The organism is Lentzea sp. NPDC004789 (assembly GCF_053601075.1).
Map to the genome: position 1 here is coordinate 270,783 of NZ_JBSGBE010000004.1, position 26,177 is coordinate 296,959.

Below are 26,177 nucleotides of genomic sequence, written 5' to 3' on the forward strand. Positions count from 1 at the left end.
CGTGACGGCGAACCTCAGGAGCCTTGGAATGCACCCACAACAACCGCCGATGCGTCCCCAACAGCCGATGCGTCCGCCACAAAGCCCCATGCCACCACAACAGCCTTCCCCGCCACCGGTGGAGGAGTTTCCGGAGTGGACGAAGGACGGTGAGTTCCCTCCGGTCTCCCGGCAGGTCCCGCTCCACGGCAAGGATCCCGCGTCCGGCAAGGAACAGGTCTGGGTCGGCCGCGTCGTGTGGCAGGCGCGGACCATGAAAGAGATCACGATGGCGGTCTACGGTCCGTTCGGCCGCAAGATGTCCACCGGTGAGTCCGTGTTCGACGCCCTGCTCAAGATCCGCGGTGAGCTGGAGAACCCCGAGCAGCACAGCCCGCCGTGGAAGGTCCTGGTCAAGGGTTCCCGGCGGGACGTGTGGCACGTCGGGTACAAGGTGTCGAGGTTTCCCGGCGACCGGGCCGAGGTCCTCGTGCCCGGCGAGAAGGCGACCGAGTCCGTCGACGTGCTCGCGATGCTCGAACCGCACGACATCCCGAAGTTCGGCCTGGTCGAGCACCAGATGGCCAACTGCATGGAGTACTTCCGCCGTCTCGAACCCGGCTTCGGCGGGGGAGGCTCCTCGTAGCCGGAGGTCAGGCCAGCCAGAGGACGAGGCCGGCCAGCAGCAACCAGTGCTGGCCGGCCACCGCCACGGCACGCCAGCCGGGCTTGGCCAGGCGGGAGAGTCCAAGGCTGATCGGCATGAACACCAGCCCCACCCCGAAGAACGCTTGGGGCACCACCCAGTTGCCGTCGGACGCGATGAGCAGCATGCCCATCAGACCGGCCAGGAACGCGCCGAGGTAGATCGCCACGTCGCGGCGCCAGAGCAGCACCAGCAGCGGTGCCACCGCGACCGCCCAGCCGATCAGCGCCTGCGGCAGCGTCAGGCAGAACTCCGGCGTGCAGTAGAGCCGGTCCAGCGCTGCCGGGATCTCCTCGGCCCAGATGGCACCGGTCTGGAATCCGGTGACGAGCAGGGCGAACGCGATGAAGGCGGGGCTGTTCTTCTGCTCCGTGTCCCGGCCGCCCCGTTGCCGCTGGCGCCGCAGCCGTCTCTTGTCCCCGCTCCCCATGCCTGTTAGACGCATCTCGCGGTGCATTTGTGCAGTGATGTGTGGGTTAGGGTGAGCGGGTCGTGCACGGGGGAAGACCGGTCGAAGTCCGGCGCTGACCCGCAACGGTAGGTCCCACCTCTGCAGGGACGAGCCCGAACACCCGCACACGGCTTTCCATCCGGGAACTCCTGCCGTGGACTGCGGGAAGGGCTGTCAGTGATCGCGAAGATCAGCGCGCTCGTCGGCGTGCTCGCCGTCAGCATCGTGGCGGGCGTTGCGCTCGGCCCCGTCTCCATCCCGTTCGGCGTCACGGTCGACCTGCTGCAGGCGGCCGTCACCGGCGGCACGATCCCCGCGGACCTCGCCGGGCAGTACCACATCGTGTGGGACATCCGGTTGCCGCGCGTCCTGCTGGCAGCGGTCGTCGGAGCCGGGCTGAGCACGGTCGGCGTCGCGATCCAGGCGATGGTCCGCAACGCGCTCGCAGACCCTTACGTGCTCGGGATCTCGTCGGGCGCGAGCGTCGGCGCGACGGCGGTGGCGACGCTCGGCGTGTTGTCCGGGTTCGGCGTCTACGCGCTGTCGACCGGGGCGTTCCTGACCGGACTCGGTGCCACCGCGCTGGTCTACCTCACCGCGCGCACGAGTCGAGGGCTCACACCGTTGCGGCTGGTGCTGACCGGAACCGCGCTGGCGTACGGGTTCTCGGCCGTGGCGATGCTGCTGGTGTTCCAGGCGCCACGCGGGGAAGCGGCACGGGCGGCGATGTTCTGGTTGCTCGGCAGCCTGGGCGGAGCGGACTGGAAGTCGTTGCCCGTGGCCACCTCGGTGACGGTGCTGGGGATCGTCCACCTGCTCACCAAGGCGCGGCCGTTGAACGCGCTGGCGATGGGCGACGAGACGGCGACCACGCTGGGTGTCGAGGTCGACCGGTTCCGCACACAGCTGTTCGTGGTCACCGCGGCGATCACCGGTGTGCTGGTGGCGGTCAGCGGCGCGGTGGGCTTCGTCGGGCTCATGCTGCCGCACCTCACGCGCATGGTCGTGGGCGCGGACCACCGCAGGGTGCTGCCGCTCGCACCCCTGGCCGGGGCGTCGTTCCTCGTCTGGGTCGACGTGGCCGCCCGCCTGCTCGCGGCACCGGAAGAGCTGCCGCTGGGCGTCATCACGGCCGCGATCGGCGTGCCGTGCTTCATCTTCCTCATGCGCCGCAAGAGCTACGTGTTCGGGGGACGTTGATGCGCGTCGAGCTCACCGGCGTCACGGTCCGCGGGATCGTCGCGGACATCACGCTCAACGCCTCGGCCGAGGTCGTCGGCATCGTCGGCCCGAACGGCAGCGGCAAGTCGACCACGCTGCGGTGCGTCTACCGCGCCCTGAAGCCCGACGCCGGCGCCGTGCTGATCGACGGTGAGAACGTCCACAAGCGACACGGGCTCGCCCGCGAGCTCGCGGCGCTCACCCAGGAGTCGCAGGTCGAGTTCGACTTCACGGTCGCCGAGGTCGTGGAGATGGGTCGCCTGCCGCACGACCGCGATCCCGCCCGGGACCGCCGCGTGGTCGCGGCCGCACTGGCCACAGTGGACGTCGCGCACCTCGCCGATCGCAGCTTCCTCAGCCTTTCCGGCGGCGAACGCCAGCGCGTGCTCATCGCCCGCGCCATCGCGCAGGAACCTCGGGTGCTCGTGCTGGACGAGCCGACGAACCACCTCGACATCCGGCACCAGCTGGACGTGCTCGCGCTCGCCCGCGGCCTGGGCGTCACGGTGCTGACCGTGCTGCACGACCTCAACCTCGCCGCGTCCTACTGCGACCGCCTGCACGTGCTCGACGAAGGCCGCCTGGTCGCGTCCGGCACGCCGGAGGAGGTGCTCGTGCCCGAGCTGATCGCCAAGGTCTTCCACGTCACCGCGCACGTGGTCCGACACCCCACCACGGGAGTTCCGCAGCTCCTGTTCGACCAGGAGGTCACCCCTTGAGAACCGCTTTCGCCGCAGCCGCTCTGCTGCTCGTCTCCGGCTGCGGCGCGACGGTCGCGCAGGACACCTCGAAGTCCGACCCGGTGACCATCACCAACTGCGGTCAGCAGGTCACGTTCGACAAGGTGCCGTCCAAAGTGGTCACCAACGACACCGGCATCACCGAGCTGATGTTCGCGCTGGGCCTCAAGGACCGCATGGCCGGCTACGTGGTGGACGGCGACAACACCGTCGACCTGCGGACCTCGCCGTGGAAGGCCGACTTCGACAGCACCCGCAAGCTCGCGGACAAGATCTCCAAGGAGGTCGTGCAGGGGGCCAACGCGGACCTGGTGTTCGCGGGCTGGAACTACGGCTTCACCGAGAGCACCGGCTTCACCCCGGACGCGCTGAAGCAGCTCGGGATCGGCACCTACCAGCTCACCGAGGCGTGCCGCAACGGCATCGGCAAGCAGCGCGGCATCATGCCGGCCCTCGACGCGCTCTACACGGACCTCCGCAATCTCGGGAAGATCTTCCGCGTCGAGCGGAAGGCCGAGGAGCTCATCGAGGGCTACCGGCGGCGGATCGACGACGCCGGGCGGCTGATGGCGGGCAGGCCGCGGCCGAAGGTGTTCCTCTACGACAGCGGGCAGGACCAGCCGTTCACGTCCGGCCGGAACGCGGCCCCGCAGGACGTCATCGGCAAGGCCGGCGGGGACAACGTCTTCGGCGACCTCGACGACAGCTGGACCACGGTCAACTGGGAGACCGTCGTGCAGCGCGACCCCGACGTCGTGCTCATCGTGGACTACGCGTCCGGCGAGGCGAACACGCCTGAGCAGAAGCAGGCGTTCCTGGAGGGCTTCGCGCCGCTGCGCAACTCCCCGGCGGTCAGGAACAAGCGCTTCTTCGCACTTCCGTACGCCGCGCTGGTCGAGTCGCCGCGCAACCCGGCCTCGATCGAGGCCTTCGCGAAGTACCTGTCACAGGGGTGAACGCGTGACCAGATAGTGGGAGATTTCCTCCCGGCGCTTGGTACGTAGTGCTGGGCTGTGGCAGCATCCGCTGCATGGCTCAGCACCTCGCCATCATTATCGACGAGCGCGTCGGGTAGTGCCGCCCCTGGCACCCGACGCGCAGACCTCTCGCATCCGCGGGGGGTCTTTTTGTTTGTCCGGATGAGGAGATGACCCCGATGGCCGGCCCTACCGACGAGTTCCACGTCTACGACACGACGTTGCGCGACGGCGCACAACGTGAGGGCATTTCGTACTCCGTCACGGACAAGCTCGCGGTCGCGCGGCTGCTGGACGGCCTCGGCGTCGGGTTCATCGAGGGCGGCTGGCCCGGCGCGCTGCCCAAGGACACCGAGTTCTTCGCCCGTGCCGCGGCCGGTGACCTGGAGCTCAAGCACGCCAAGCTGGTCGCGTTCGGCGCGACCCGCAAGGCGGGCGTGAAGGTCGAGGAAGACCCGCAGGTCAAGGCTTTGCTCGACTCCCAGGCGCCGGTCGTGACGCTCGTCGCGAAGTCCGACCTGCGCCACATCGAACGGGCGCTGCGCACGGACACCGACGAGAACCTCAGGATGGTGCGCGACACCGTCCGCTTCCTCACCGGCCACGGCAGGCGCGTCTTCCTCGACGCCGAGCACTTCTTCGACGGCTACGCGTTCTCGCCGGACACGTCGCTGCGCGTGCTGGAGTCCGCTGTGGAGGGTGGCGCGGACGTGGTCGTGCTGTGCGACACGAACGGCGGCCAGCTGCCGTTGGGGCTCGCCGAGACGGTCGCGGAGGTCGTCGAGAAGACCGGCTTCCGAGTAGGAATCCACTGCCAGGACGACACGTCCTGCGCGGTGGCGAACACCCTCGCGGCCGTGCAGGCGGGCGCGACGCACGTGCAGTGCACCGCCAATGGTTATGGCGAGCGAGCAGGCAACGCCGACCTGTTCGCCGTCGTGGGAAACCTCGTGACCAAGCTCGGCATGGACGTGCTCCCGACCGGGGCACTGGCCGAGCTCACCCGCGTCTCCCATGCGTTGGCCGAGATCGCGAACATCGCACCCGACACCCACCAGGCCTACGTCGGGTCGTCAGCATTCGCTCACAAGGCGGGTCTGCACGCGAGCGCGATCAAGGTGGATCCGGAGCTGTACAACCACATCGATCCGGACCGCGTCGGCAACGACATGCGGGTGCTGGTCACCGAGATGGCCGGCCGGGCGAGCATCGAGCTCAAGGGACGTGAGTTCGGACTCGACCTGGCCGGCCGGTCAACCGAGGTCGGCAACGCGCTGAAGCGCGTCAAGGAGCTGGAGGCCAGGGGCTGGTCGTTCGAGGCCGCCGACGCCTCGATGGAACTGCTGCTGCGCTCGGAGCTGTCCCAACTGGACACTCCTCCCTTCACGCTCGAGTCCTACCGGGTCGTGCTGGACCACCGCTCGGACGGCGAGATCGTGTCCGAGGCCACGGTCAAGGTGCACGTGGCGGGGGAGCGGGTCATCGCGACCGCTGAGGGCAACGGCCCCGTGCACGCGCTGGACGCGGCCCTGCGCAAGGCGTTGCTGCCGCATCTGTCCTGGTTGGACACTGTGGAGCTGGCCGACTACAAGGTGCGCATCCTCACCGAGCACCCCGGCACGGACGCCGTGACGCGCGTGCTGGTCGAGTCCACGGACGGCGAGCGCGAGTGGACCACTGTGGGTGTGCACGGAAACATCGTCGAGGCCTCCTGGCTCGCGCTGTGCGACGCATTGGTGCACAAGTCGATGCGCTCCAACACGTCCGCCTAGGGAGGTATACGTACAAGACGCGCGAAGCGCTCACCTCCAGGCGAGCCCCCTGCCTGTACTGGTTACTCGTAAACTGGCACTGTGCGTATAGCCCGGATCGCTCATCCTCAAGGCGTGGCTTTCGTCGCTGTTCACGGCGAGGAAGCCGCAGAGATCGCCGAACACCCCTTCGGCACGCCCACGTTCACCGGTCGCAAGTGGCCGTTGGCCGACGTCAGGCTGCTGGCGCCGATCCTGCCGACCAAGATCATCGGCATCGGCCGCAACTACGCCGACCACGCCGCCGAGCTGGGCAACGAGGTGCCGGCCGAGCCGTTGCTCTTCCTGAAGCCCAACACCTCGGTGGTCGGGCCGAACGTCGAGATCAAGATCCCGGCCGCGTCGCAGCGGGTGGACTTCGAGGGCGAGCTTGCCGTCATCATCGGCCAGCCGTGCCGGGACGTGTCGAAGGCCAAGGCGATGAGCGTGGTGATGGGTTACACCATCGCCAACGATGTCACGGCACGCGACCTGCAGAAGAAGGACGTGCAGTTCACGCGTGGCAAGGGCTTCGACACGTTCTGCCCGATGGGCCCGTTCATCGAGACGGAGTTCGACCCCTCCGACGTCCGCGTCGTGACCGAGCTCGACGGCGAGGTCAAGCAGGACGGGCGTACTTCGTTGATGGTGCACGACATTCCGTCACTCATCGAGTACGTGTCGGGGATCATGACGCTGCTTCCCGGCGACGTGATCCTCACCGGGACGCCGGCGGGCGTCGGGCCGATGAGGGCCGGACAGACGGTCTCCGTGACTGTGGACGGCCTTGGCACGCTCACCAATCCGGTCGCAAATAGGTAGCCGTACGGAGCAATCCGGCGCCTGGCAGGTTACGTACTCGGGTACCCGCTAGTAACTTCCCGGTGTCATGACGGACCTGGCGTCCACCCGTGTGCTGCTCGTCGACGGTTCGCAGCTCATCACCGAGGGACTGCGACTCTCGCTGCACCGCACGCACTGCTTCCGCGTTGTGGGCATCGCCCACACCGTGGCCGACGCTGCGCGCTGTCTGCGCAGCATCCTGGTGGACCTGGTCGTCACGGACTTCGACGTGCCGGGCGCCGGGCCGCTGCGCACCGTGCGGGACACGGCGCAGTTCCGGCCGAGCGCCCGTGTCGTCGTGCTGTCCAATGCGGACAGTCCGAGCTGGGCCCGCGCGGCCTTGGACGCCGGCGCGGTCGCCTACCTGCTGAAAACCTCACCCGTGGCCGAACTGTTACCGCTGATCGCGGCCGCGGTCCGGGGTGCTCCGGCCACGATCGACGCGCGGGTGGGGTCGCTCTCGCGGCTGCCGACGCGGATGCCGCCGCCTGCCTCGCTCGGCCAGCTGTCTGCTCGTGAGTTCGACGTGCTGGCCGAGATGGCGAAGGGGATGGACAACGCGCGCATCGCCCAGCGGCTCTTCATCAGCAACGACACCGTGAAGACCCACGTGAAGGCGATCCTGCGCAAGCTGGGCGCGCGCGACCGCGCCCACGCCGTGGCGATGGTGCTCGGTGAGTCGTCCGAGGCCTTCGTCACGACCTGACGATGGTCTGCGGCGAGCGGCGCGCGAACCGCGGCGCGTGTTCGGGCAGCGGACCGATCGCGATCACGTAGGCCGGAACCACCTGCAGGAACGGCAGCTTCCGCACCAGCCGCAGCATGAACGGCGTGCCGGCGTTCGACACCGTCTCGGTGCTGCTCAGCTTGCGGCCGAGGAACACCCGGTGGATGATCCGCTGCAGCGTCTGGATCACCACGGTCGGGAACAGCCTGCGCCTGCGCACCTTCGCCAGCGCCGCGCTCGTGACCGCGCCCTGCCGCAACGGCTTCGCGAGCAGCCTGGCGGCCGCCACCGCGTCCTGCACGGCGAGGTTGATGCCCACGCCGCCGACCGGCGACATCGCGTGCGCCGCGTCACCGATGCACAGCAGACCGTCAACGTGCCACTGCCGCAACCGGTCCAGCTTCACGTCGAGCAGCTTCGCGTCGTCCATGCTCTGGATGTGGTCCACCCGGTCGGCGAGCCACGGGACGAGCGTGACGACGCGCTCGCGGAACTTCTCGACGCCCTCGGCCCGCAGCTTCTGGTCCGTGCCCTTGCGGATGAGGAAGGCGCACTGGAAGTACTCGCCGCGCGGGATGAGCACCATCGCGCTGCCCGCGCTGAACCGGCCGGCACCGCCCACGACGGGCTCGTCACCGTTGCGCGGCAAGCGGAACCACCACACGTCCATCGGCGCGCCGAAGCTGTAGACCGGCAGGTTCACCGCGTCGCGCAGGATCGAGCCGCGCCCGTCCGCCGCGACGACCAGGTCCGCGGCGATCTCGCCCTCGTGCCCGTCGACGCGGTCGCGGTACTTCACGCCCGTGACCCTGTTGCCGCTCTTGGTGATTCCGGTGACCTCGGTGTTCATCCGCAGCGTGAACGCCGGTTCGAGCCTGCCCGCGTCGGCCAGCAGGTCGAGGAAGTCCCACTGCGGCACCATCGCGATGCGCTTGTTCGGCCCGGGAAGCCGCTTCAGGTCGGCGATCACGGCCCGCTTGCCGCCGTCGAGCAGCGCCTCCATCTTGTCGACGTCCTGGTGCGGCACCTGCTCGAACGCGGGCCCCAGCCCCAGTTCGTCCATGAGCGTGAGCGTCGACGCGTGCACCGTGTCGCCGCGGAAGTCGCGCAGGAAGTCGCCGTGCTTCTCCACCACCGTGACCTCGACACCACCGCGCGCCAGCAACAGCCCCAGCACCATGCCCGCAGGGCCGCCGCCGACGACCAGGCAGGTGGTCCTCTCGGTGTTCCTCTCCATCTCGATCCCCTCATTTCAACCGCTGTTGAATAAACTCAGCATGCTCTTGATCGCCGGATGCGTCAAGCCGAGTTCTCCGTGACCTGGCTCGCTTCAGCTCCAGGTCCACAGTGGACAGTCTGGGAACCCAGGCCTCGAAAAGGTTGCGGCTGGTGCACAATGTCGTCGCGGTGGCTAATGTGTCGCGCTGCCGGAAACGCCCGTTCGGGCGGCGGCGGTCCGGCCGCCGGACAACACTCGACCGGGTGATTGCGTTCGGCGCCCGGACGAGCGTCACTGGTTCGTTCGGTCCCTCAAGGTCTACTTGATCGTGCAAGGACCTATAGGAATCACCTCGTTAGCCGAATCGGACGAGGCCTCGTCACACCTAACCTTCCGGGGTGACAACTGCGTCCCCGACTTTCACGCGTAAGAGAACCGGCGAGATCCGCGCTGTGTGCCTGGACGTCGACGACACACTTGTCGACTACAGCACTTCGTCGCGAGCCGCGTTGGCCTCGATGGTCGGTAACGCCGACGCCTGGTCGTTGTGGCAGCGCATCACCGATGACCACGTGTCCCGCCAGTTGGCCGGTGAGCTGCAGTACGAGTCCATGCGCAACATCCGCACCCAGGCCTTCTTCGCCGCTCTCGGCGAAGAGCTCACGCTGGAGGAAGCCACCCGCCGCGAGCTCGGCCGCCAGGAAGTCCTCTCCGCGGGCTGGTGCCTGTTCCCGGACGTCATCCCGATGCTCGACTGGCTGCGCGCCACCGGCCTCCCGATCGCCGCGATCAGCAACGCCTCGGGCCGCCACCAGCGCGTGAAGATCGCCCAGCTGGGCCTGTCGTCCTACTTCGACGCCGTCCTCATCGCCGGCGAGGTCGGCTGCGCCAAGCCGGACCGCGTGATCTTCCACACGGCCTGCCTCTCGCTGGGCGTCCCGCCCGGTGACACGGTCCACGTGGGCGACCGCCTCCACGCCGACGCCATCGGCGCCCGCGACGCCGGAATGCACGGCGTCTGGATCAACCGCGTTGGGCCGACCGGAGGCAGCCTCCCCGCCGGCCTGTCCTCCATCACGTCTCTGGCGGAACTGCCGGAGCTCCTCGTGTGCGAGCTGTCCGCGGCCACCGCCTGAGTTTGCGCCTGAGACCGGCTCTCACCTGCGTGTTTGCCTGCAGGTGGGGGCCGATTTCACTTCTGGTGGGGACGTGGTCTAGTATTTCTCCCGGCAGCAACGAGGACCTCGGAACTCCTTCGGGACACCGAAGTCGATCGTGAAAGCCAATGGGGTATGGTGTAATTGGCAGCACGACTGATTCTGGTTCAGTTAGTCTAGGTTCGAGTCCTGGTACCCCAGCTGCAACGGAAGAACTGCCCTCGGGTAAGCTTCCGGAGCTGGTAAGAAAAAGAACTGAATAGCCGGATTTGGACCGGACAGAATGATCTGATAAGGTTCAAGCCAGCAAGAAGTTCTAGGGCCCCGTCGTCTAGCGGCCTAGGACGCCGCCCTCTCAAGGCGGTAGCGAGGGTTCGAATCCCTTCGGGGCTACAGAGGTGGGAGAGGCCTGTCAGCGGAACGCGCTGACAGGCCTCTTTCGCATTTGTCCTCTGGGGGCCGAGCCCCCAGACCCCCAGCCGGCGGGGCTTCGCCCCCCGGACCCCCCGTAGGTTGCCCGGCCCGTGCGGGGGCTTCGCTTCGCTCGCCGGGATTCTCTGGGGGTGACTGGTGTCACCGTGAGAAATTGTGGGCTCGCTTTGCGATTAGGGGTATGTGGGGCGTGGTGTATTTGCGGGTGGCGTCGGCGTGTTGCTAGCCCGCGCCGTTTCACGCTGATTCGGCTGCCGGGCCCGTGTTGGCTCGGCTTGTGCCGTCCTTTTGGGCGGGCCCGTCCTTCGTGAGGCCGTCTCACCCCATTACGCCTGGCCCGTTCCTGTGATCCGTCCTGCATCTCGGCTCCGTGGCTGCGTGCGGCGGTCTCGCTCCGCCTCGGTTCCGCAACACCTTGCCTGCTTCGCCTCCGCTGTCCGCATTGCGCTCCGCCTCGTCTCCGAGCCGTTTTCCCACGGTGAGGTCTTGCTCCTGCCTGTGTGGTCTCGCTCCTGACTGTGCAGCCTGACCCTGACTGTGCGACCCGATCTCGTCGTCGTGAGTCACCTCATCGTCGTTGCGCGCCGCCTCTCGCACCGTGACCCACTTCTCGCCGTTGCGGGTCACCTCTCGCCTCGTGAGTCACCCCTCGCCGTCGTGAGTCACCTCTCGTCGTTGCGAGCTACGTCTCGTGCCGTGACCCACCTCTTGTCGTTGGGAGTCACCCTTCGCTGCCGTGACCTCCCTCGCTGCCGTGAGCCGCCTCTCGCCGCCGTGGGCCGCCTCTCGCCGCCGTGACGCCCTTCGCCGCCGTGACCCCCTCGCTGCCGTGAGCCGGCCTCTCGCCGTCGCGGGCCATGTCTCGCCTCGCGACCCGCTTCGCGCGACCCGATCCCGCCATCGCGAGCCATCCCTCGCCGCGACCCGATCCCGCCGCCGTGGGCCGCCCCTCGCCGCGCAGGCCCGGCGATCCCTTGCACAGGCGCGGGGTCCGCGGGCTGCTCCCGTTGCCTCGCGGCCGGCTCGCCTGGCGCCGTTTCCGGGTGCGCCCAGGCATGCCTCGGCCAGGGCGTGGAAGGTGGCGAAGGGGAAGCGATAGGGCGTTTGGGGGTGTGGGGAATGCGGCCTGTTGAGATGCGTTCACACCGCGTGTCGTCGCGAAGTGGGCGGCGTGTCGTGGGTGGGAAAGGGCAAGGCCGCCCTCCCGTGAAGGGAGAGCGGCCTTGGGAGGTGAGCGGTCAGAGGCGGCTTTGCAGGGCCTCGGCTGCCGCCAGGAGGTCGGCTGCCCAGCGGGCGCCGGGGCGGCGGCCCATTCGGTCAATCGGGCCGCTGACCGAGACGGCGGCCACCACGGCGCCGGAGGAGTCGCGTACCGGGGCCGAGACCGAGGCCACTCCCGGTTCTCGTTCGGCCACGCTTTGCGCCCAGCCGCGGCGGCGGACCTCCAGGAGTGTGCGTTCGCCGTAGACGGCGTCGGCGAGGACGGCGCGTTGGGTTCCCGGGTCTGCCCACGCGGCAAGGACCTTCGCGCCGGAGCCGGCGGTCATCGGCAGGCGGGCGCCGATGGGAACGGTGTCGCGCAAGCCCGATGGCGGTTCGGCGGCGGAGACGCACACGCGCTGCATGCCGTCGCGGCGGTACAGCTGCACGCTTTCGCCTGTGATGTCGCGCAACCTGGGCAGCACCGAGGACGCCGCGTCGAGCAACGGGTCCGTTGCGCCGCCTGCCAGTTCGGCGAGTGCCGCTCCCGGGCGCCAGCGGCCGTCGGAGCCTCGGCGCAGCAACCGGTGCACCTCCAGGCCCACGGCCAGGCGGTGTGCGGTCGCTCGCGGCAGGCCGGTGCGATTGCACAACTCGGCCAGGCCGCATGGATCTTTTGCTACGGCGTTCAACACGGCCACTGCCTTGTCCAGCACGCCGATCCCGCTATGCTGTCCCACAAGCCGATACTAACTTCCCAGACAGTGAGAAGTCCAGATCTGTCGGCCCGTCCATACTGTGGGAGATGTCGCGATGAGCCGCACGCTCGCGGAGAAGGTGTGGGAGGCACACGTTGTGCGCCACGGCAGTGGTGCGGAGCCGGACCTGCTCTACATCGACCTCCATCTGCTCCACGAAGTCACGAGCCCCCAGGCGTTCGACGGCCTCCGGCTTGCCAACCGCAAGCTGCGCAGGCCCGACCTGACGATCGCCACCGAGGATCACAACGTCCCGACCGTCGACATCGACAAGCCCATCGCGGACCCGGTGTCGCGCACGCAGGTCGAGACGCTCCGGCGCAACTGCGCCGAGTTCGGCGTGCGGCTGCACCCCATGGGCGACCTGGAGCAGGGCATCGTCCACGTGGTGGGCCCGCAGCTCGGCCTCACGCAGCCCGGCATGACCGTTGTGTGCGGCGACAGTCACACGTCCACGCACGGTGCGTTCGGCGCGCTGGCGTTCGGCATCGGCACGTCCGAGGTCGAGCACGTGATGGCGACGCAGACGTTGCCGTTGCGTCCGTTCAAGACGATGGCCATCAACGTCAGCGGCTCGCTCAAGCCGGGCGTCACGGCGAAGGACATCATTCTCGCGGTCATCGCGAAGATCGGAACCGGTGGCGGCCAGGGCTATGTGCTCGAGTACCGCGGCGAGGCCATCGAGAGCCTCTCGATGGAAGCGCGCATGACGGTCTGCAACATGTCGATCGAAGCGGGCGCGCGCGCCGGCATGATCGCACCGGACGAGACGACTTTCGACTACATCGAGGGTCGCCCGCACGCGCCGTCCGGCGCGGACTGGGACGCGGCCGTCGCGTACTGGAAGACGCTCAGGACCGACGACGACGCGACTTTCGACGCGGAAGTGCACATCGACGCCGACGAGCTCACGCCGTTCGTCACGTGGGGCACCAACCCCGGGCAGGGGCTGCCTCTGGGGGCGAGCATCCCCGACCCCGAGCAGATCGCGGACGAGAACGAGCGCGTGGCCGCCGAGAAGGCGCTGACGTACATGGGCCTGGAGCCCGGCACGCCGCTGCGCGACATCCGCGTGGACACCGTGTTCCTCGGCTCCTGCACGAACGGCCGCATCGAGGACCTGCGGGCCGCCGCGGACGTCCTCAAGGGCAAGCACGTCGCTTCAGGAGTACGGATGCTGGTCGTGCCCGGTTCGATGCGGGTGCGCAAGCAGGCCGAGGAAGAGGGCCTGGACAAGGTCTTCCTGGACGCGGGCGCCGAGTGGCGCCAGGCCGGCTGCTCGATGTGCCTTGGCATGAACCCGGATCAGCTCGCACCGGGTGAGCGCAGCGCGTCGACCTCCAACCGCAACTTCGAGGGCAGGCAGGGCAAGGGCGGCCGGACGCACCTCGTCTCGCCGCTCGTCGCGGCCGCCACGGCCGTGCGCGGCACCCTGTCGGCCCCCGCAGACCTGGAGAACTGAAAGCCATGGAAGCCTTCACCACCCACACGGGCGTCGGTGTGCCGCTGCGCAGGTCCAACGTGGACACCGACCAGATCATCCCGGCCGTCTACCTCAAGCGCGTGACCCGCACCGGGTTCGAGGACGGCCTGTTCGCCGCCTGGCGCGGTGACGAGCACTTCGTGCTCAACCAGCAGCCCTTCCGGGCGGGCAGCGTCCTCGTGGCGGGCCCCGACTTCGGCACCGGGTCCTCTCGGGAACACGCCGTCTGGGCGTTGATGGACTACGGCTTCCGGGTGGTCGTGTCGTCCCGGTTCGCCGACATCTTCCGGGGCAACGCGGGCAAGCAGGGCCTCGTGGCGGCGCAGTGCAGCCAGTCCGATGTCGAGCTGCTGTGGAAGCTGCTGGAGTCCGAGCCCGGCACGCCGGTCACCGTGGACCTCTCCGACAAGACCGTTCGCGCCAAGGACTTGGTAGCCCCGTTCGAGATCGACGACTACACCCGCTGGCGCCTTCTGGAAGGCCTCGACGACATCGCTTTGACGCTCCGCCACGAGGCCGAGATCAGCGGATTCGAGGGCAATCGCCAGACTTGGTTGCCCACAACGGATCCGCTTCCGGCGGTCTGAGAGGGGGCCGGATTCTCCCCTTGAGAGGGGCGAATCCGGCGCCTCCTGTCCCTCGAAGGGGCGCAATTAGCCACGCCACAACGAAAATTTTGGCGTGGCGATTGGTATTTCTTGCGTTTTGGGCCTACCGTTGCGTTCTAGTCGGCCCGAGCTAGGGCCGTGAGCGTCCTGGGAGGGACTGAAGGTGAACAAGGCCCAGCTCATCGAGGCGCTCGCCGAGCGCCTGGGAGACAAGAAGACCGCGGGTGCTGCTGTTGACGGCATCGTCGATGTGATCGTGCGCAGCGTCAACAAGGGCGAGAAGGTCAACATCACGGGCTTCGGCGTCTTCGAGAAGCGTGCCCGTGCGGCTCGCACCGCGCGCAACCCGCGCACGGGTGAGACCGTGAAGGTCAAGAAGACCAACGTGCCCGCGTTCCGCCCCGGCTCGACGTTCAAGGACGTCATCAGCGGTGCGAAGAAGCTGCCGAAGGCTGTCGCCGCCAAGCCTGCTGCCAAGCCGGCCGCTGCTGCCGCCGCGAAGCCCGCTGCTGCCACGAAGGCGCCCGCCACCAAGGCGGCGACCACGCGCGCCACCACGACGCGCACCCGCACGGCCGCGGCCGCCACCAAGGCGCCCGCGACCCGTCGCACCACCACGGCCGCCGCGAAGCCGGCTGCCGCTGCCAAGGCGCCCGCGAAGGCCGCTGCGACGAAGACCGCCGCTGCGAAGCCGGCCGCCGCGAAGGCGACCGCTGCCAAGAAGCCCGCTGCCGCCAAGACGACGGCTGCGGCCAAGCCCGCCGCGAAGACCACGGCTGCCAAGGCACCCGCGGCTCGCAAGACGGCTGCCAAGAAGAAGTGAGACGGGCCTCCTCGTGAAGGAGGCTGCGTCACTTCAGTAACCACGCGGAAGGCCCCGGTGTGCGCACACCGGGGCCTTCGTGGTTTTCAGCCGCTGCTCCGCAGACCGCGGCGAGTTCGCCCCGTGGGCCGACGCGAACTCGCGGATCCGGGTGAAGCCGAACCTCGGAACGCCAATAGAAATAACGCTTTCACGCCTGCGAACGGGTCCCGCACAAGCGAAACCGCCGCCTTTCCCGCCCAACTCATTGCCTGAGGCGAACTTTCGGGGCGGGGAAGACGGCGGCGTGAAAACGTCTGCAGCGACCCTCAGGGACGCGGTAGCGGTGAGGCCAGGTAATGCGCCGACACCAGCGTTGGCCAGCGCGAAGGCGAGTCCGAAGTGGACCAGGTGCCGAACGGCCGGGTGAAGGCCAGCACCCAGGTGCTGCCCTTCTTGCACGGGATCTCGGACAGCCGCAGACCGCCCAGTTCGGCCAGCGCCTGCACGAGCGACGGGATCACCCCGCCCTGGGACGACACGACCGCCCGGCCCTCCTGCGCCGCGACCTCCAGCAGCCGCACGAGACCCGCCTCCGGGTCGGGCCAATAGCCCTCCTCGGACAGATGGGGCTCCTCGACCATCTCGACGGCCAGGTCCTCGGCCACGCCTCGCACGGTGTCCGCGCAGCGCACCCTGGGAGCCGTGTGGACGCGCGCGGGCGACCACAGGGGGAGCAGGGTGCGAAGAGCGGAAGCCTGCTTCCAGCCGGCGCCGGCGAGGGGGCGGAGGTCGTCATCGCCGTCCCACTCGGACCGCTTGCCGGCCTTCGCGTGCCGCACCAGCAACACCAGCAGCAGGTCCGCCGGCAGCCGGTCGAACTCCGCCAGCACGACGCGGTCGTGCTCGTAGGTCAGCAACGACGAGGCCTCGGCGACCGGCAGCCAGCGCAGCTCGTCGACCTCGTCGTTGGCGACGAAATCTCCGGACACGGCTTCCGCGGCGTAGTAGTCGACGGTCTTCGTGTCGTTCTTCACCTGGTAAGAGGTCTGCCGCAGGAACCGCCCGAGCACGCACGCGTACCCGGTCTCCTCCTCGACCTCGCGCACCACGCAGGCGGGAATCGTTTCTCCCCTGTCCAGCTTTCCCTTCGGCAACGACCAGTCGTCATAACGCTGGCGGTGCACGACCGCGACTTCGACGTCACCGTCGGCATCGCGCCAGAGCACCGCCCCAGCAGCTTTGATCACCCAAGAGCTCCGTGCTTGTGCAGCAGTTCCATTTGGTGGTCGCGCACCGACGAACCATCCGCGGGCGACGCTTCCCATTCTCCGTCAGAGCGCAGCACCCAGCAGCGCGTCTGCGGGTCGAGCGCGGACGTGAAGACGTCCGCGAGCTGTGCGGCCAGGCGCGGGTTGATGACCCGCACGGCCACCTCGACGCGGCGGTCGAGGTTGCGGTGCATCATGTCCGCGCTGCCGATCCAGTACTCGCCGAGACCTGCGAAGTGGAAGATCCGCGAGTGCTCCAGGAAGCGGCCCAGGATCGAGCGCACCCGGATGTTCTCGGACATGCCCTTCACGCCCGGCTTCAGGCTGCAGATGCCGCGCACGACGACGTCGACGGGCACACCGGCCTGTGATGCGCGGTACAGCGCGTCGATGACCTGCTCGTCCACGAGCGAGTTCACCTTGATGCGCACGCCGGAGAGCTCGCCCGCCTGGGCGCGCTCGATCTCCTGGTCGATCCGGTCCACGATGCCCTTGCGGACGCCGTAGGGCGCCACGAGCAGCGAGCGGTACTCGTCCTGACGCGCGTAGCCGGTCAGCACGTTGAAGAGGTCCGTGAGGTCCGCGCCGATGGTCGGCTCGGCGGTGAGGATGCCGACGTCCTCGTACAGCCGCGCGGTCTTCGGGTTGTAGTTGCCGGTGCCGATGTGGCAGTAGCGCCGGATCGTCGAGCCCTCCTGGCGCACGACCAGCGACGTCTTGCAGTGCGTCTTCAGGCCCACGAGGCCGTAGACGACGTGCACGCCCGCCTTCTCCAACGCGCGCGCCCACTTGATATTCGCCTGTTCGTCGAAGCGCGCCTTCAGCTCCACCAGCGCCACGACCTGCTTGCCCGCCTCGGCCGCGTCGATCAGAGCGTCCACGATGGGCGAGTCGCCCGAGGTGCGGTACAGGGTCTGCTTGATGGCGAGCACGTGCGGGTCGGCCGCGGCCTGCTCGATGAAGCGCTGCACCGACGTCGAGAACGAGTCGTACGGGTGGTGCACCAGCACGTCACCCTCGCGCAGCGTCGCGAAGACGCTCTTCGGCGTCTCGCGCTCACCGAACGCGGGATGGGTCGCCGGCACGAACGCCGGGTCCTTCAACGTCTTGCGGTCGATGCCGTAGAGCTGCCACAGGCACGACAAATCGAGCAATCCCGGCACGGTCACGACGTCGTGCGGGTCGACGTCCATCTCCCGCAACAACAGTTCGAGCATGTGCTCGGTCATGTCGTCGGCCACTTCCAGGCGCACCGGCGGGCCGAACCGGCGCCGGGCGAGCTCCCGTTCCAAGGCCTGCAACAGGTCCTCGTCGCGGTCCTCCTCGACCTCCAGGTCCGCGTTGCGCGTCACCCGGAACGCGTGGCACTCGATGACCTCCATGCCGGCGAACAGCTCGCCCAGGTGCGCGGCGATGAGCTCCTCCAGCGGCAGGAAGGTCGCGGAGGAGGACGACCGGTCCGCCTCGACGCGCACCAGCCGCGGCACGTTGTCCGGCACCTTCACCCGCGCGAACCGCTCGCCGCCGCCCTCGGGGTCGCGCACGGTCACCGCGAGGTTCAGCGACAGTCCGGAGATGTAGGGGAACGGGTGCGCCGGGTCGACCGCGAGCGGCGTGAGGACCGGGAACACCTGCTCGCTGAAGTAGTTGGAGAGCCGCAGCCGGTCGTAGTCCGTGAGGTCGCCCCACGTCACGATGCTGATCCGGTGCTCTTCCAGGCCGGGCCGGATGTGGTCGAGGAACGCGCGGGCGTGCTGCTCGACGAGTTCCTGCGAGCGCTTGGAGATCGCCACGAGCTGCTCGCGCGGGGTGAGCCCGTCCGCGCTGCGCACCGAGAGACCGGTCTCCTCGCGCCGCTTCAGCCCCGCGACCCGGACCATGTAGAACTCGTCCAGGTTCGAGGCGAAGATCGCGAGGAACTTCGCGCGCTCCAGCAGCGGCTGCGAGGAGTCCTCGGCCAGCGCGAGCACGCGCGAGTTGAAGTCCAACCAGGACAGTTCACGGTTGAAGTACCGGTCGTCGGGCAGGTCCGTGGGCAGGACGCTCGACGTCACCGCGGGCGGCGCCGAGGGCATGCCGCGCACGGGCGTCGCCACCGGCTGGGTCGGCTGGGTCTTCCTCCGCGGAGGGTTGGACGCTCGCCTCGTCGCCGCGCGTGGTTGCCTGCGCGGGGTCGCCGCTTGCGGGGTCTCCGCCGCTTTGCTGCGCGTGGAGCGGCGTCGGGGAGGGGTCGCCTTGCCGTCGTTGTTCTCCGTGCTCACGCCCCGCATTGTTCCCCACTATCGGCGCGAGCGCCCCTGCCGAGAACGTCCGGCTGGTGAACTCCTCGTCACAGAACAGGCATGCGCACGGCGGTGACGACCCCGTCGGCACTACGTTCGAGGGTCACCCGCTGCCCTGGACGCAGCATTCGCCAGCCACCCGCGGTGACCGCGGCCGCGCTCACGTCGAGCAGCACGCCGTCATCGCGCAGGACGACGGCGGAACCGTCACTGTTAAAAGAAGACACAGTCGCCTGCACGGAGCAAAAGCCTAGACGTTCGGACCTACACGTCTCATTTGAGCCGCTGCCAAGGTCGAGCGATGAAGGTTATAGCCACGATCACCGCGGCAACTCTGATGGCCTTCACCACGGCGGGCTTGGCTTCGGCGGCGGCGGCCGAACCCAAGACGCCCGTGGTGGACAAACCACGCCTGCAGGCGGCGGCGAAGAACGTGCGCCTGAAGGCGACGCTGCCCGACACGCAGCGCGCCATCTCGATCGCGTTCGCCCAGTACGGGCCCCGCGACGTCGCGTTCGTCAGCCTGGAGACCGGGCTGAAGACGTTCGACGTCACCGATCTCGACCACCCGAAGTTCCTCGACCACCTCACCAAGCAGGAGATGGCGCTGCCCGGCGACGACCCGGCGCAGCGCTTCTGGGAGAACGAGGACATCAACGTCGACCCGGTCCGCAAGCTCGCGTTCCTCGCGCGCGAGGTCAACTCGTTCGGCCGAGCACTGCCCGGCGACCGGCCGACCGGCAACTACATCGTGTCCGCTGTGGACCCGGCGGACCTGAAGGTCCTGAGCTTCCACCGGCAGGACACCGGTCACACGACCACCTGCATCAACGACTGCCAGTTCCTGTGGACGGCCGGCCGCGACCGTTCGGACGCGAAGACCGGACGCATCTTCGTCACGGACATCCGCGACCCGAAGACCCCGAAGGAGCTGCCGGTCTCGGTCGACGTCCGCGGCAAGCCGGGCGAAGGCAAGATCACGCACGACGTCCAGGTCGACGCCCAGGGCATCGCGTGGGTCGCGGGCGACAACGGCACCCGCGGCTACTGGACGCGGGGCTGGCACCGCGACCCGTTGAGCGGCAAGTTCCGCGAGGCCACGGCGTGGGACCCGATCGCGTACGCGGGCGGCAACGTGCCGAAGGTCGACATGCCGACGTCGTTCACGCACAACTCGTTCCGCCCGATCGGCAGGACGTTGTCCGACGGACCCCGCCCCACGCCGGAGAACCCGCCGGGCACGCTGCTGCTGCACACCGAGGAGGCGTTCGGATCGCCCACCTGCAAGACCGAGGGCCGGTTCGTCATCTCGTCGCTGAAGGGCTCGTTCAACGGCGAGGGCTGGAGCTCCCAGCCGTTCGAGATGAAGACCGTCGGCGTGTGGAGCCCGGACGACCAGGAGGGCACGATCCCCGGTGACGTCGAGTGCTCCGCGCACTACTTCGACGTGAACAAGCGGATCGTGGCCTACTCCTGGTACGAGCAGGGCACGCGCTTCCTCGACATCTCCAACCCGGCCAAGCCGATCCAGATCGGCTACTGGCGGCCGGACTCGGCGGTGTCGTGGGCGCCGTACTGGCACAAGAACAGCGTCTTCATCGCCGACATCTCACGCGGCGTCGAGATCGTCTCGCTGGAGAAGGGGGCCTACGAGGCGCAGGAGAGCGGCACGAACGTGACGCTCACGGCGCACCACTCGAAGGAACTGGCCAGGGAGAGCGGCCGCGACCGCCTGCCGCTCGCCCCGGACCCGTTCTACGGCTGGGCCTGCCCCATGGTCGCCAACCGCGAGGACTGCGGCGCAGGAGCCTGCTGCTGAGCCACGGCTGCCCGGACGGCGGCCGCAGCGCGCTGGCGAGTGATCACGATCCGGCCCAGGGTGATCATCGGGATCTCCACGGTCGTGTGGAGGATGCTCGCCAGCGCCAGGCCCAGCGCGGTGACCACCGCGGACTGCCCGAGACCGGACAGCGCCGGCCAGAAGAACCAGATGACGGTCGCGGCGATCGTCTGCACCAGGTAGAGCGAGTACGAGCGCTCACCGACGAACTGCATCGGCTTCGTGGACAGGAAGGTCGTCACCGGACCGGGCGCGGCCAGCGCGGCGAGCAGTGCCGCCGCCGCGAGCGAGTACACCGGGATGACCAGCACGTGACCTGGGATTCCGTTGATCCCGTCGAGGAGTCCGGCCATCGGCTTCACGCTCAGGTGCACCGCGACGAATCCGATTGAGACGATCACCTGCGCGACCCGGTTCGTGAGGGGGCGCAGCACCGCGAACCCGCGCGGGCTGTGCAGCACGATGGCGAGCAGCACACCGGTCAGGATCGAGAAGTAGTGCACCGGCCAGCCGGGATTGCTGTGCGAGGTCGTGAAGTTGACGACCACGAGCGCGAGCAGCATGCCGAGCAGGGCCGCACCGGCGCGGCGCCGCAGCACGACGGTGCCCAGCGCGATCGCGACCAACGGCCAGACCAGGTAGAACTTCTGCTCGACGCCGAGCGACCAGGACTGCCCGTACGGGCTGGCGCCGGCGAACTCGTTGGTGAAGGTGAGGAAGTGCTTCATCGCCGCAGCCATGCCGCTGCTGGTGAAGGTGCCGCACAGCCACGAGCCGACCGTGGTGATCAGCAGGATCACGAAGTACACGGGCAGGATGCGGAACGCCCGCCGCAGGTAGAACTCCTTGAGGGAGATCCGTCCGGTGCCGCGTTCCTCGCGCAGCATCAGCGTGGTGATCAGGAATCCGCTGAGGACGAAGAACAGCTGGACTCCCGCCCAGCCCTGCAGCCAGTCCGGGCCCCCGTAGTGGAAGAACACCACCAGCACCGCGGCAATGGCCCTCAGGCCGTCAAGAGCGGGAAAGCGGCGCAGCGCCAGGTAGTCGGCGTGCGTCATCGACTTCATGCAGGTACACCTCTGGGCGAACGTCGGGGAACGGCATCGGGGGGTACGCCGTTTGCATCAAGGGATACGGAGGTAAAGGTGCCTGGGTTTCCCGCCGCGTTGCCTGAACCAACTTTTTCGTGTTGTTCGTCACGTTCGGCACGGCGGTAAAGGGGAAAGCGCCGACAGCGCCGCGGACGCCGCGACCTGCCCGCCTTCCCGGGTCAGCGCGCCGCCGCGCACCTCCAGCCAGTAGGAGGACTCCGAGCTGTGGACGGTGGCGCCGCTGCGGAGGTCCGTGACGTAGGCGGACTCCGAGCGCCACGACACGAAGTCGCCGCTCACGCGCGGGAACACGATGCCTTCGGTCTTCGGCACGGTCTTGATCTCGGCGAGCAGCCGCGGTGCCGTCCAGTCCGCGCGCCAGCCGTGCAGCTCGTCGTCGCCCTGCGTCCACACCAGCGTTCGCCCGTCCGACGCGACGTTCCCGCTGGGCCGCGCCTGCTGCAACGGCTCGGGAAGCGCTGTTTCCGAGCGGAACTTCCCGTCCTGCAGCCAGATGACCGCGTCACCGAGGAAGGCCGGTGCCGTGCCCTGGCCCACGACCTTGTCCTTCTTCCTCGCGAGGTCGTAGACGTGCACGGACTTGTCCTCTGACCAGGTGGCTTTGCCGTTGCGCACCACGGCACTGCTGCTGCCGATCCGCACGGGTGCGCCGTCGTCGCGCGAGTCCCACGCGTAGGTGCTCGGGTTCGGGGTGGTCGTGAACGTCACCCAGCGCCCGTCGAACTCCACACCGGAGATCTGCCCCTCGTCCTGCACCGCCATCACCTGCTGGCGTTTCTCGTTGTCGCGCAGCACGAGCTCGGTCGTGTGGTTGCGCGTCGTCCGCACCAGCGTCGCGTCGGCGTTCTCGTTGGCGCCGACGATGGTGACCCGCTCGTGCGAGCCCGCTTCCGTCTGGTTGCGGGCCAGCTCGTCCTTCCAGCTCTGCGGCAGCCCCACGCTGCACGACGTGAGCTTGTCCGGTGCGGTGTAGTCCGGCGGCCGGTCGTCCTGCATGGCGGCGGCACATCCGGAGATGACGGTGATCGCCGCCAGCGCGATCAGTGTGCGCATCTGCTCCCCAGAGTTCGATCAACCCAGAGGACGCGTGTGGACGGCTCAGGTTGTCCAGGCGGGCAAGGCGTTCGCGGTGTGCACGCCAAGTCCCAGCGCCAGCGCGAGACGCAGATCTTCTTCTGTGTCCACGTCACAGCGCAGCGACGGCCACGGCCCCAACAACGCGACCGCACCGGAGTCCCGGTGGTGGCCGGCGGATCCGACGCCGAACCGCGGGTCGAGCTCACCGCCGGGCGCGGCGAGGAGCAACGTCGTGCCGGTGCCCTGCCGGTCCGGGACGAACGCGCGACGCCCCGCGGCGGCTTCGAGCGCGGCCTGCAGCTCGGCGGACCTGAGCGCGGGCAGATCGGCCTGGAGCGCACCGACGCGCGCAGACCGCAGCGTGCGCGCGCCGTGCGCCAACGCCGCGTTGAGTCCGGGTTCCGCGGGCTCCGGCAGCGACTCGACGCCCAGCACGGCCATCTCGGCGGCGACAGCCGGGTCCGATGTGACCGTGACCACGCGCCGGACGCCAGGCGTGTTCAGCGCGGCGCTCACCGTGTCCAGGGCGAGCGCCAGCGCCAGTGCCGCGTGCGACACCGGATCTCCGCCGGTGGCGCTGGTCAGCCTGGTCTTGGCCCTGCCGAGCGTTTTGACCGGAACCACGAGGTCGACTTCATCCCTCACCTCGTCATAGTCCACGATCCGACGACTAATGTGCTCGTGGGCGCAGATCGAGTAGAGGAGACGCCACGTGGCCAAACGGGAGAAGGGCGGCTTCTGGGTCGGGGTCGCCGCGGTGATCGTCTACCCGCTGTCGGGCCTGCTGGGCAGGCGGAAGTACCTGCACGGCGACCGCATCCCGCGCCAAGGGGCGGCGCTGCTGGTCATGAACCACATCTCGCACCTCGACCCGATCTACGACGCGGTCTTCACGCACCGCAACGGCCGGGTGCCGCACTTCCTCGCGAAGCACAGCCTGTGGAACATCCCGTTCGCCGGCATGATCCTGCGCGGCACGAAGCAGATCCCGGTGTACCGCGGCACGTCGGACGCCCAGCAGAGCCTGCGGGCGGCGCACGAGGCGCTGGCGGACGGCCAGTGCGTGGTGATCTACCCCGAGGGCACGATCACCAAGGACCCCGAGAGCTGGCCGATGAACTCGCGCACCGGCGTGGCGCGGCTCGCGCTTCAGCACGACGGTCCGGTGATCCCGATCGCCCGCTGGGGCACGGTCGACATCTACGACCACTACAAGAAGAGGTTCCGGCCCTTCCCGCGCAAGACGGTCACCTACCTGGTCGGTGAGCCGATCGACCTCTCGGCGTTCAAGGAGCGCGAGGAGTCGCTGACCGTGTTGCGCGAGGTCACCGACCTGCTGATGAACCGCGTGAAGGACCTGCTGGCCGAGGTGCGCGGGCAGCAGGCGCCGGAAGGCTTCTACGGACCGAGGAAGGCCTGAACACCATGGCGATCGAACGCGTTGCGGTGCTCGGCGCCGGTTCGTGGGGCACGACGTTCGCGAAGGTCATCGCGGACTCCGGTCCCGAGGTCGTGCTGTGGGCGCGGCGCCAGGAGGTCGCCTCGGCGATCACCGAGACCCGCGTGAACACCGACTACCTGCCCGGCATCTCGTTGCCCGCCAACCTGGCCGCGACGGCCGACCCGGCGAAGGCGCTGGACGGGGCCGACGCCGTCGTGCTGGCCGTGCCGTCGCAGACGTTGCGGGTCAACCTGTCGGCGTGGAGGGAGCTGCTGCCACCGGACGCGACCCTGGTGTCGCTGTCCAAAGGGGTCGAGCTCGGCACCCTGAAGCGGATGAGCGAGGTGATCCGCGAGGTCGCCGGCGTCGACGAGTCGCAGGTGGCCGTGGTGTCCGGCCCGAACCTGGCCAAGGAGATCGCCGTCGGGCAGCCGACCGCGACCGTCATCGCGTGCACCGACCACGACCGCGCGGTCGACCTGCAGCACGCGTGCTCCAACTCGTACTTCCGCCCGTACACCAACACCGACGTCGTCGGCTGCGAGCTGGGCGGGGCGTGCAAGAACGTCATCGCGCTGGCGTGCGGCATGGCGGCGGGCATGGGCTACGGCGACAACACGATGGCGTCGATCATCACGCGCGGGCTGGCCGAGACCGCACGGCTGGGCGCTGCGCTGGGCGCGGACCCGCTGACGTTCGCCGGTCTGGCCGGACTGGGCGACCTCGTGGCGACCTGTGCGTCGCCGTTGTCGCGCAACCGGTCCTTCGGCGAACGGCTCGGCAAGGGCGACACGCTCGCGCAGGCGCAGGAGGCCGCGCACGGCCAGGTCGCCGAGGGTGTGAAGTCGTGCTCGTCGATCCTGGAGCTGGCGCGGTTGCACGACGTCGACATGCCGATCACCGAAGGCGTGAACGGGGTCTGCCACGACGGGCTGAGCGTGCGGGACCTCGGTGCCGCGCTGCTGGGCCGCGACCGGAAGCACGAGCGCCAGTGACGCCCGAGTTCGGCGACGGCACGCGGGTCGTGCACGCGGTGACGGGTGCGCCGGGCGAACCGTTCGGTGCGCAACCGGTGTTCGCGTCGGCGTTCCACCTCGGCGGGCAGGACCAGTACGGCCGCGCGGGCAACCCGACGTGGCGATCGCTGGAAGGCGCGCTGGGAACGCTGGAAGGCGGCGAGTGCGTAGCCTTCCCGTCCGGAATGGCCGCGATCTCCACGTTGCTGCGGACCGTGCTGTCCACTGGGGACACTCTGGTGCTCCCGTCGGACGGCTACTTCCTGACCCGCGCGTTCGTGTCCGAAATGGACTTGAAGGTGGTCGAGGTGCCCACGGCCGGGCCGTATCCGTCGTTCGACGGCGTGAAACTGGTGCTGCTGGAGACGCCGTCGAACCCCGGTCTGGACGTCTGCGACATCGCGGAGCTGGCCGTGCGGGCGCACGCGGCCGGAGCGCTGCTGGCGGTGGACAACACGACCGCGACACCGTTGGGGCAACGGCCGCTGGAGCTGGGTGCGGACATCGTCGTGGCGTCGGACACCAAGGCGGTCGCGGGCCACAGCGACGTCCTCTTCGGACACGTGACGACGGCGTCCGCCGAGCTGGCGGCCAAGATCCGGGACGCGCGGACGTTGAACGGCGCCATCCCCGGCCCGTTCGAGTCGTGGCTCGTGCTGCGCGGCCTGGGAACGCTCGATCTGCGGCTCGCCAGGCAGGCGCAGAACGCTGCGGCGATCTGCACGTTGCTGCGCGGCCACGTCGCGAACCTGCGCTGGCCGGGCTCGGCGGAGGACCCGTCGTACCTCGTTGCGGCACAGCAGATGCGGCGGTTCAACGGCGTGCTGACGTTCGAGCTGCCGGACGCGGAGGCCGTGGAGCGGTTCCTGTCCAGGTCGAAGCTGGTGTCGGCCGCGACGTCGTTCGGCGGCTTGCACTCCACGGCCGACCGGCGCGCGCAGTTCGGCGACCCGGTGCCGGAGGGCCTGGTGCGGTTCTCCGCGGGCTGCGAGGACACTCGCGACCTGGTCGCGGACGTGTCCCAAGCCTTGAACCTGGTTTGACA

General features: G+C 68.9%; 24 protein-coding genes, 2 tRNA genes and 1 riboswitch. Of the genes, 17 read left to right on the forward strand and 9 right to left on the reverse strand.

The window, feature by feature from the left end; genetic code table 11:
- Positions 1–118 precede the first annotated feature (118 nt).
- Positions 119–625, forward strand: a complete 507-nt coding sequence (locus ACWEIJ_RS11720) for a hypothetical protein (protein WP_449837116.1) — start codon at positions 119–121, stop codon at positions 623–625.
- A gap of 7 nt (positions 626–632) precedes the next feature.
- Here ACWEIJ_RS11720 and ACWEIJ_RS11725 read toward each other — a convergent pair whose 3' ends face one another.
- Positions 633–1,115 carry a hypothetical protein gene (locus tag ACWEIJ_RS11725; RefSeq protein WP_449837117.1) on the reverse strand — a complete coding sequence of 161 codons (483 nt, stop codon included), beginning with the start codon at positions 1,113–1,115 and terminating at the stop codon, positions 633–635.
- A 26-nt stretch (positions 1,116–1,141) separates the two neighbouring features.
- Positions 1,142–1,279, forward strand: a riboswitch (cobalamin riboswitch).
- A 34-nt stretch (positions 1,280–1,313) separates the two neighbouring features.
- Here ACWEIJ_RS11725 and ACWEIJ_RS11730 point away from each other — a divergent pair.
- From ACWEIJ_RS11730 to ACWEIJ_RS11755, 6 genes are all read left to right on the forward strand, one after another.
- Complete coding sequence (locus tag ACWEIJ_RS11730; protein WP_449837118.1) at positions 1,314–2,336, forward strand: FecCD family ABC transporter permease; 1,023 nt, start codon at positions 1,314–1,316, stop codon at positions 2,334–2,336.
- Complete coding sequence (locus tag ACWEIJ_RS11735) at positions 2,336–3,076, forward strand: ABC transporter ATP-binding protein (protein WP_449837119.1); 741 nt, start codon at positions 2,336–2,338, stop codon at positions 3,074–3,076. The genes ACWEIJ_RS11730 and ACWEIJ_RS11735 overlap by 1 nt, the downstream gene beginning before the upstream one ends.
- Entirely contained in the window at positions 3,073–4,053 is a 981-nt protein-coding gene (locus tag ACWEIJ_RS11740; protein ID WP_449837120.1) for an ABC transporter substrate-binding protein, read from the forward strand. The genes ACWEIJ_RS11735 and ACWEIJ_RS11740 overlap by 4 nt, the downstream gene beginning before the upstream one ends.
- Before the next feature lie 200 nt (positions 4,054–4,253).
- Entirely contained in the window at positions 4,254–5,846 is a 1,593-nt protein-coding gene (cimA, locus tag ACWEIJ_RS11745) for a citramalate synthase (protein WP_449837121.1), read from the forward strand.
- An 81-nt stretch (positions 5,847–5,927) separates the two neighbouring features.
- Positions 5,928–6,686 (forward strand): fumarylacetoacetate hydrolase family protein, encoded by a 759-nt coding sequence (locus ACWEIJ_RS11750; protein WP_449837122.1) that lies wholly within the window; start codon positions 5,928–5,930, stop codon positions 6,684–6,686.
- Positions 6,687–6,753: 67 nt separating this feature from the next.
- Positions 6,754–7,413, forward strand: a complete 660-nt coding sequence (locus ACWEIJ_RS11755) for a LuxR C-terminal-related transcriptional regulator (protein ID WP_449837123.1) — start codon at positions 6,754–6,756, stop codon at positions 7,411–7,413.
- Here the strand turns inward: ACWEIJ_RS11755 and ACWEIJ_RS11760 are convergent.
- Positions 7,403–8,671: an FAD-dependent oxidoreductase gene (locus ACWEIJ_RS11760; protein ID WP_449837124.1), complete on the reverse strand. Its 1,269-nt coding sequence runs from the start codon at positions 8,669–8,671 to the stop codon at positions 7,403–7,405. The genes ACWEIJ_RS11755 and ACWEIJ_RS11760 overlap by 11 nt on opposite strands.
- A 380-nt stretch (positions 8,672–9,051) precedes the next feature.
- Here ACWEIJ_RS11760 and ACWEIJ_RS11765 point away from each other — a divergent pair, with 380 nt between their 5' ends.
- The 3 genes from ACWEIJ_RS11765 (at position 9,052) to ACWEIJ_RS11775 (ending at position 10,203) form a co-directional block, all read left to right on the forward strand.
- Positions 9,052–9,789, forward strand: a complete 738-nt coding sequence (locus ACWEIJ_RS11765; protein WP_449837125.1) for an HAD family hydrolase — start codon at positions 9,052–9,054, stop codon at positions 9,787–9,789.
- A 150-nt stretch (positions 9,790–9,939) separates the two neighbouring features.
- Positions 9,940–10,011, forward strand: a tRNA-Gln gene (locus ACWEIJ_RS11770).
- Between the two features lie 119 nt (positions 10,012–10,130).
- Positions 10,131–10,203: transfer RNA gene (locus tag ACWEIJ_RS11775), tRNA-Glu, on the forward strand.
- Between the two features lie 1,277 nt (positions 10,204–11,480).
- Here ACWEIJ_RS11775 and ACWEIJ_RS11780 read toward each other — a convergent pair.
- Positions 11,481–12,182 carry an IclR family transcriptional regulator gene (locus ACWEIJ_RS11780; protein WP_045310640.1) on the reverse strand — a complete coding sequence of 234 codons (702 nt, stop codon included), beginning with the start codon at positions 12,180–12,182 and terminating at the stop codon, positions 11,481–11,483.
- Between the two features lie 73 nt (positions 12,183–12,255).
- On the opposite strand from ACWEIJ_RS11780, the gene leuC reads away from it, so the two are divergent.
- From leuC to ACWEIJ_RS11795, 3 genes are all read left to right on the forward strand, one after another.
- Positions 12,256–13,662, forward strand: coding sequence for a 3-isopropylmalate dehydratase large subunit (gene leuC, locus ACWEIJ_RS11785; protein WP_449837126.1), 1,407 nt, complete (start codon positions 12,256–12,258; stop codon positions 13,660–13,662).
- 5 nt (positions 13,663–13,667) lie between these two features.
- Positions 13,668–14,270: a 3-isopropylmalate dehydratase small subunit gene (leuD, locus tag ACWEIJ_RS11790; protein ID WP_449837127.1), complete on the forward strand. Its 603-nt coding sequence runs from the start codon at positions 13,668–13,670 to the stop codon at positions 14,268–14,270.
- A gap of 184 nt (positions 14,271–14,454) precedes the next feature.
- A complete protein-coding gene (locus tag ACWEIJ_RS11795) occupies positions 14,455–15,114 on the forward strand; it encodes an HU family DNA-binding protein (protein ID WP_449837128.1) in 660 nt (219 codons plus the stop codon).
- A gap of 308 nt (positions 15,115–15,422) precedes the next feature.
- On the opposite strand, the gene ACWEIJ_RS11800 is transcribed toward ACWEIJ_RS11795, so the two are convergent.
- From ACWEIJ_RS11800 to ACWEIJ_RS11810, 3 genes are read right to left on the reverse strand one after another with little or no spacing between them, the layout of a single operon-like run.
- Positions 15,423–16,340, reverse strand: coding sequence for an NUDIX hydrolase (locus ACWEIJ_RS11800; RefSeq protein WP_449837337.1), 918 nt, complete (start codon positions 16,338–16,340; stop codon positions 15,423–15,425).
- Positions 16,340–18,634: an RNA degradosome polyphosphate kinase gene (locus ACWEIJ_RS11805; RefSeq protein ID WP_449837129.1), complete on the reverse strand. Its 2,295-nt coding sequence runs from the start codon at positions 18,632–18,634 to the stop codon at positions 16,340–16,342. The genes ACWEIJ_RS11800 and ACWEIJ_RS11805 overlap by 1 nt, the downstream gene beginning before the upstream one ends.
- A 59-nt stretch (positions 18,635–18,693) precedes the next feature.
- Entirely contained in the window at positions 18,694–18,885 is a 192-nt protein-coding gene (locus tag ACWEIJ_RS11810; protein WP_449837130.1) for a hypothetical protein, read from the reverse strand.
- Positions 18,886–18,947: 62 nt separating this feature from the next.
- On the opposite strand from ACWEIJ_RS11810, the gene ACWEIJ_RS11815 reads away from it, so the two are divergent.
- Positions 18,948–20,465: a hypothetical protein gene (locus ACWEIJ_RS11815; protein WP_449837131.1), complete on the forward strand. Its 1,518-nt coding sequence runs from the start codon at positions 18,948–18,950 to the stop codon at positions 20,463–20,465.
- Here the strand turns inward: ACWEIJ_RS11815 and ACWEIJ_RS11820 are convergent.
- From ACWEIJ_RS11820 to cofC, 3 genes are all read right to left on the reverse strand, one after another.
- Positions 20,402–21,553: an acyltransferase family protein gene (locus ACWEIJ_RS11820; RefSeq protein ID WP_449837132.1), complete on the reverse strand. Its 1,152-nt coding sequence runs from the start codon at positions 21,551–21,553 to the stop codon at positions 20,402–20,404. The genes ACWEIJ_RS11815 and ACWEIJ_RS11820 overlap by 64 nt on opposite strands.
- 129 nt (positions 21,554–21,682) lie before the next feature.
- Positions 21,683–22,651, reverse strand: coding sequence for a hypothetical protein (locus tag ACWEIJ_RS11825; protein ID WP_449837133.1), 969 nt, complete (start codon positions 22,649–22,651; stop codon positions 21,683–21,685).
- Positions 22,652–22,696: 45 nt separating this feature from the next.
- Positions 22,697–23,320, reverse strand: a complete 624-nt coding sequence (gene cofC, locus ACWEIJ_RS11830) for a 2-phospho-L-lactate guanylyltransferase (protein WP_449837134.1) — start codon at positions 23,318–23,320, stop codon at positions 22,697–22,699.
- Between the two features lie 67 nt (positions 23,321–23,387).
- On the opposite strand from cofC, the gene ACWEIJ_RS11835 reads away from it, so the two are divergent.
- Genes ACWEIJ_RS11835 through ACWEIJ_RS11845 form a run of 3 tightly spaced genes read left to right on the forward strand, consistent with a single transcriptional unit; the run spans position 23,388 to position 26,175 of the window.
- Positions 23,388–24,095 (forward strand): lysophospholipid acyltransferase family protein, encoded by a 708-nt coding sequence (locus ACWEIJ_RS11835; RefSeq protein ID WP_449837135.1) that lies wholly within the window; start codon positions 23,388–23,390, stop codon positions 24,093–24,095.
- Positions 24,096–24,100: 5 nt separating this feature from the next.
- Entirely contained in the window at positions 24,101–25,111 is a 1,011-nt protein-coding gene (locus tag ACWEIJ_RS11840; RefSeq protein ID WP_449837136.1) for an NAD(P)H-dependent glycerol-3-phosphate dehydrogenase, read from the forward strand.
- Complete coding sequence (locus ACWEIJ_RS11845; protein ID WP_449837137.1) at positions 25,108–26,175, forward strand: cystathionine gamma-lyase; 1,068 nt, start codon at positions 25,108–25,110, stop codon at positions 26,173–26,175. The genes ACWEIJ_RS11840 and ACWEIJ_RS11845 overlap by 4 nt, the downstream gene beginning before the upstream one ends.
- The last annotated feature ends 2 nt before the right edge of the window (positions 26,176–26,177 follow it).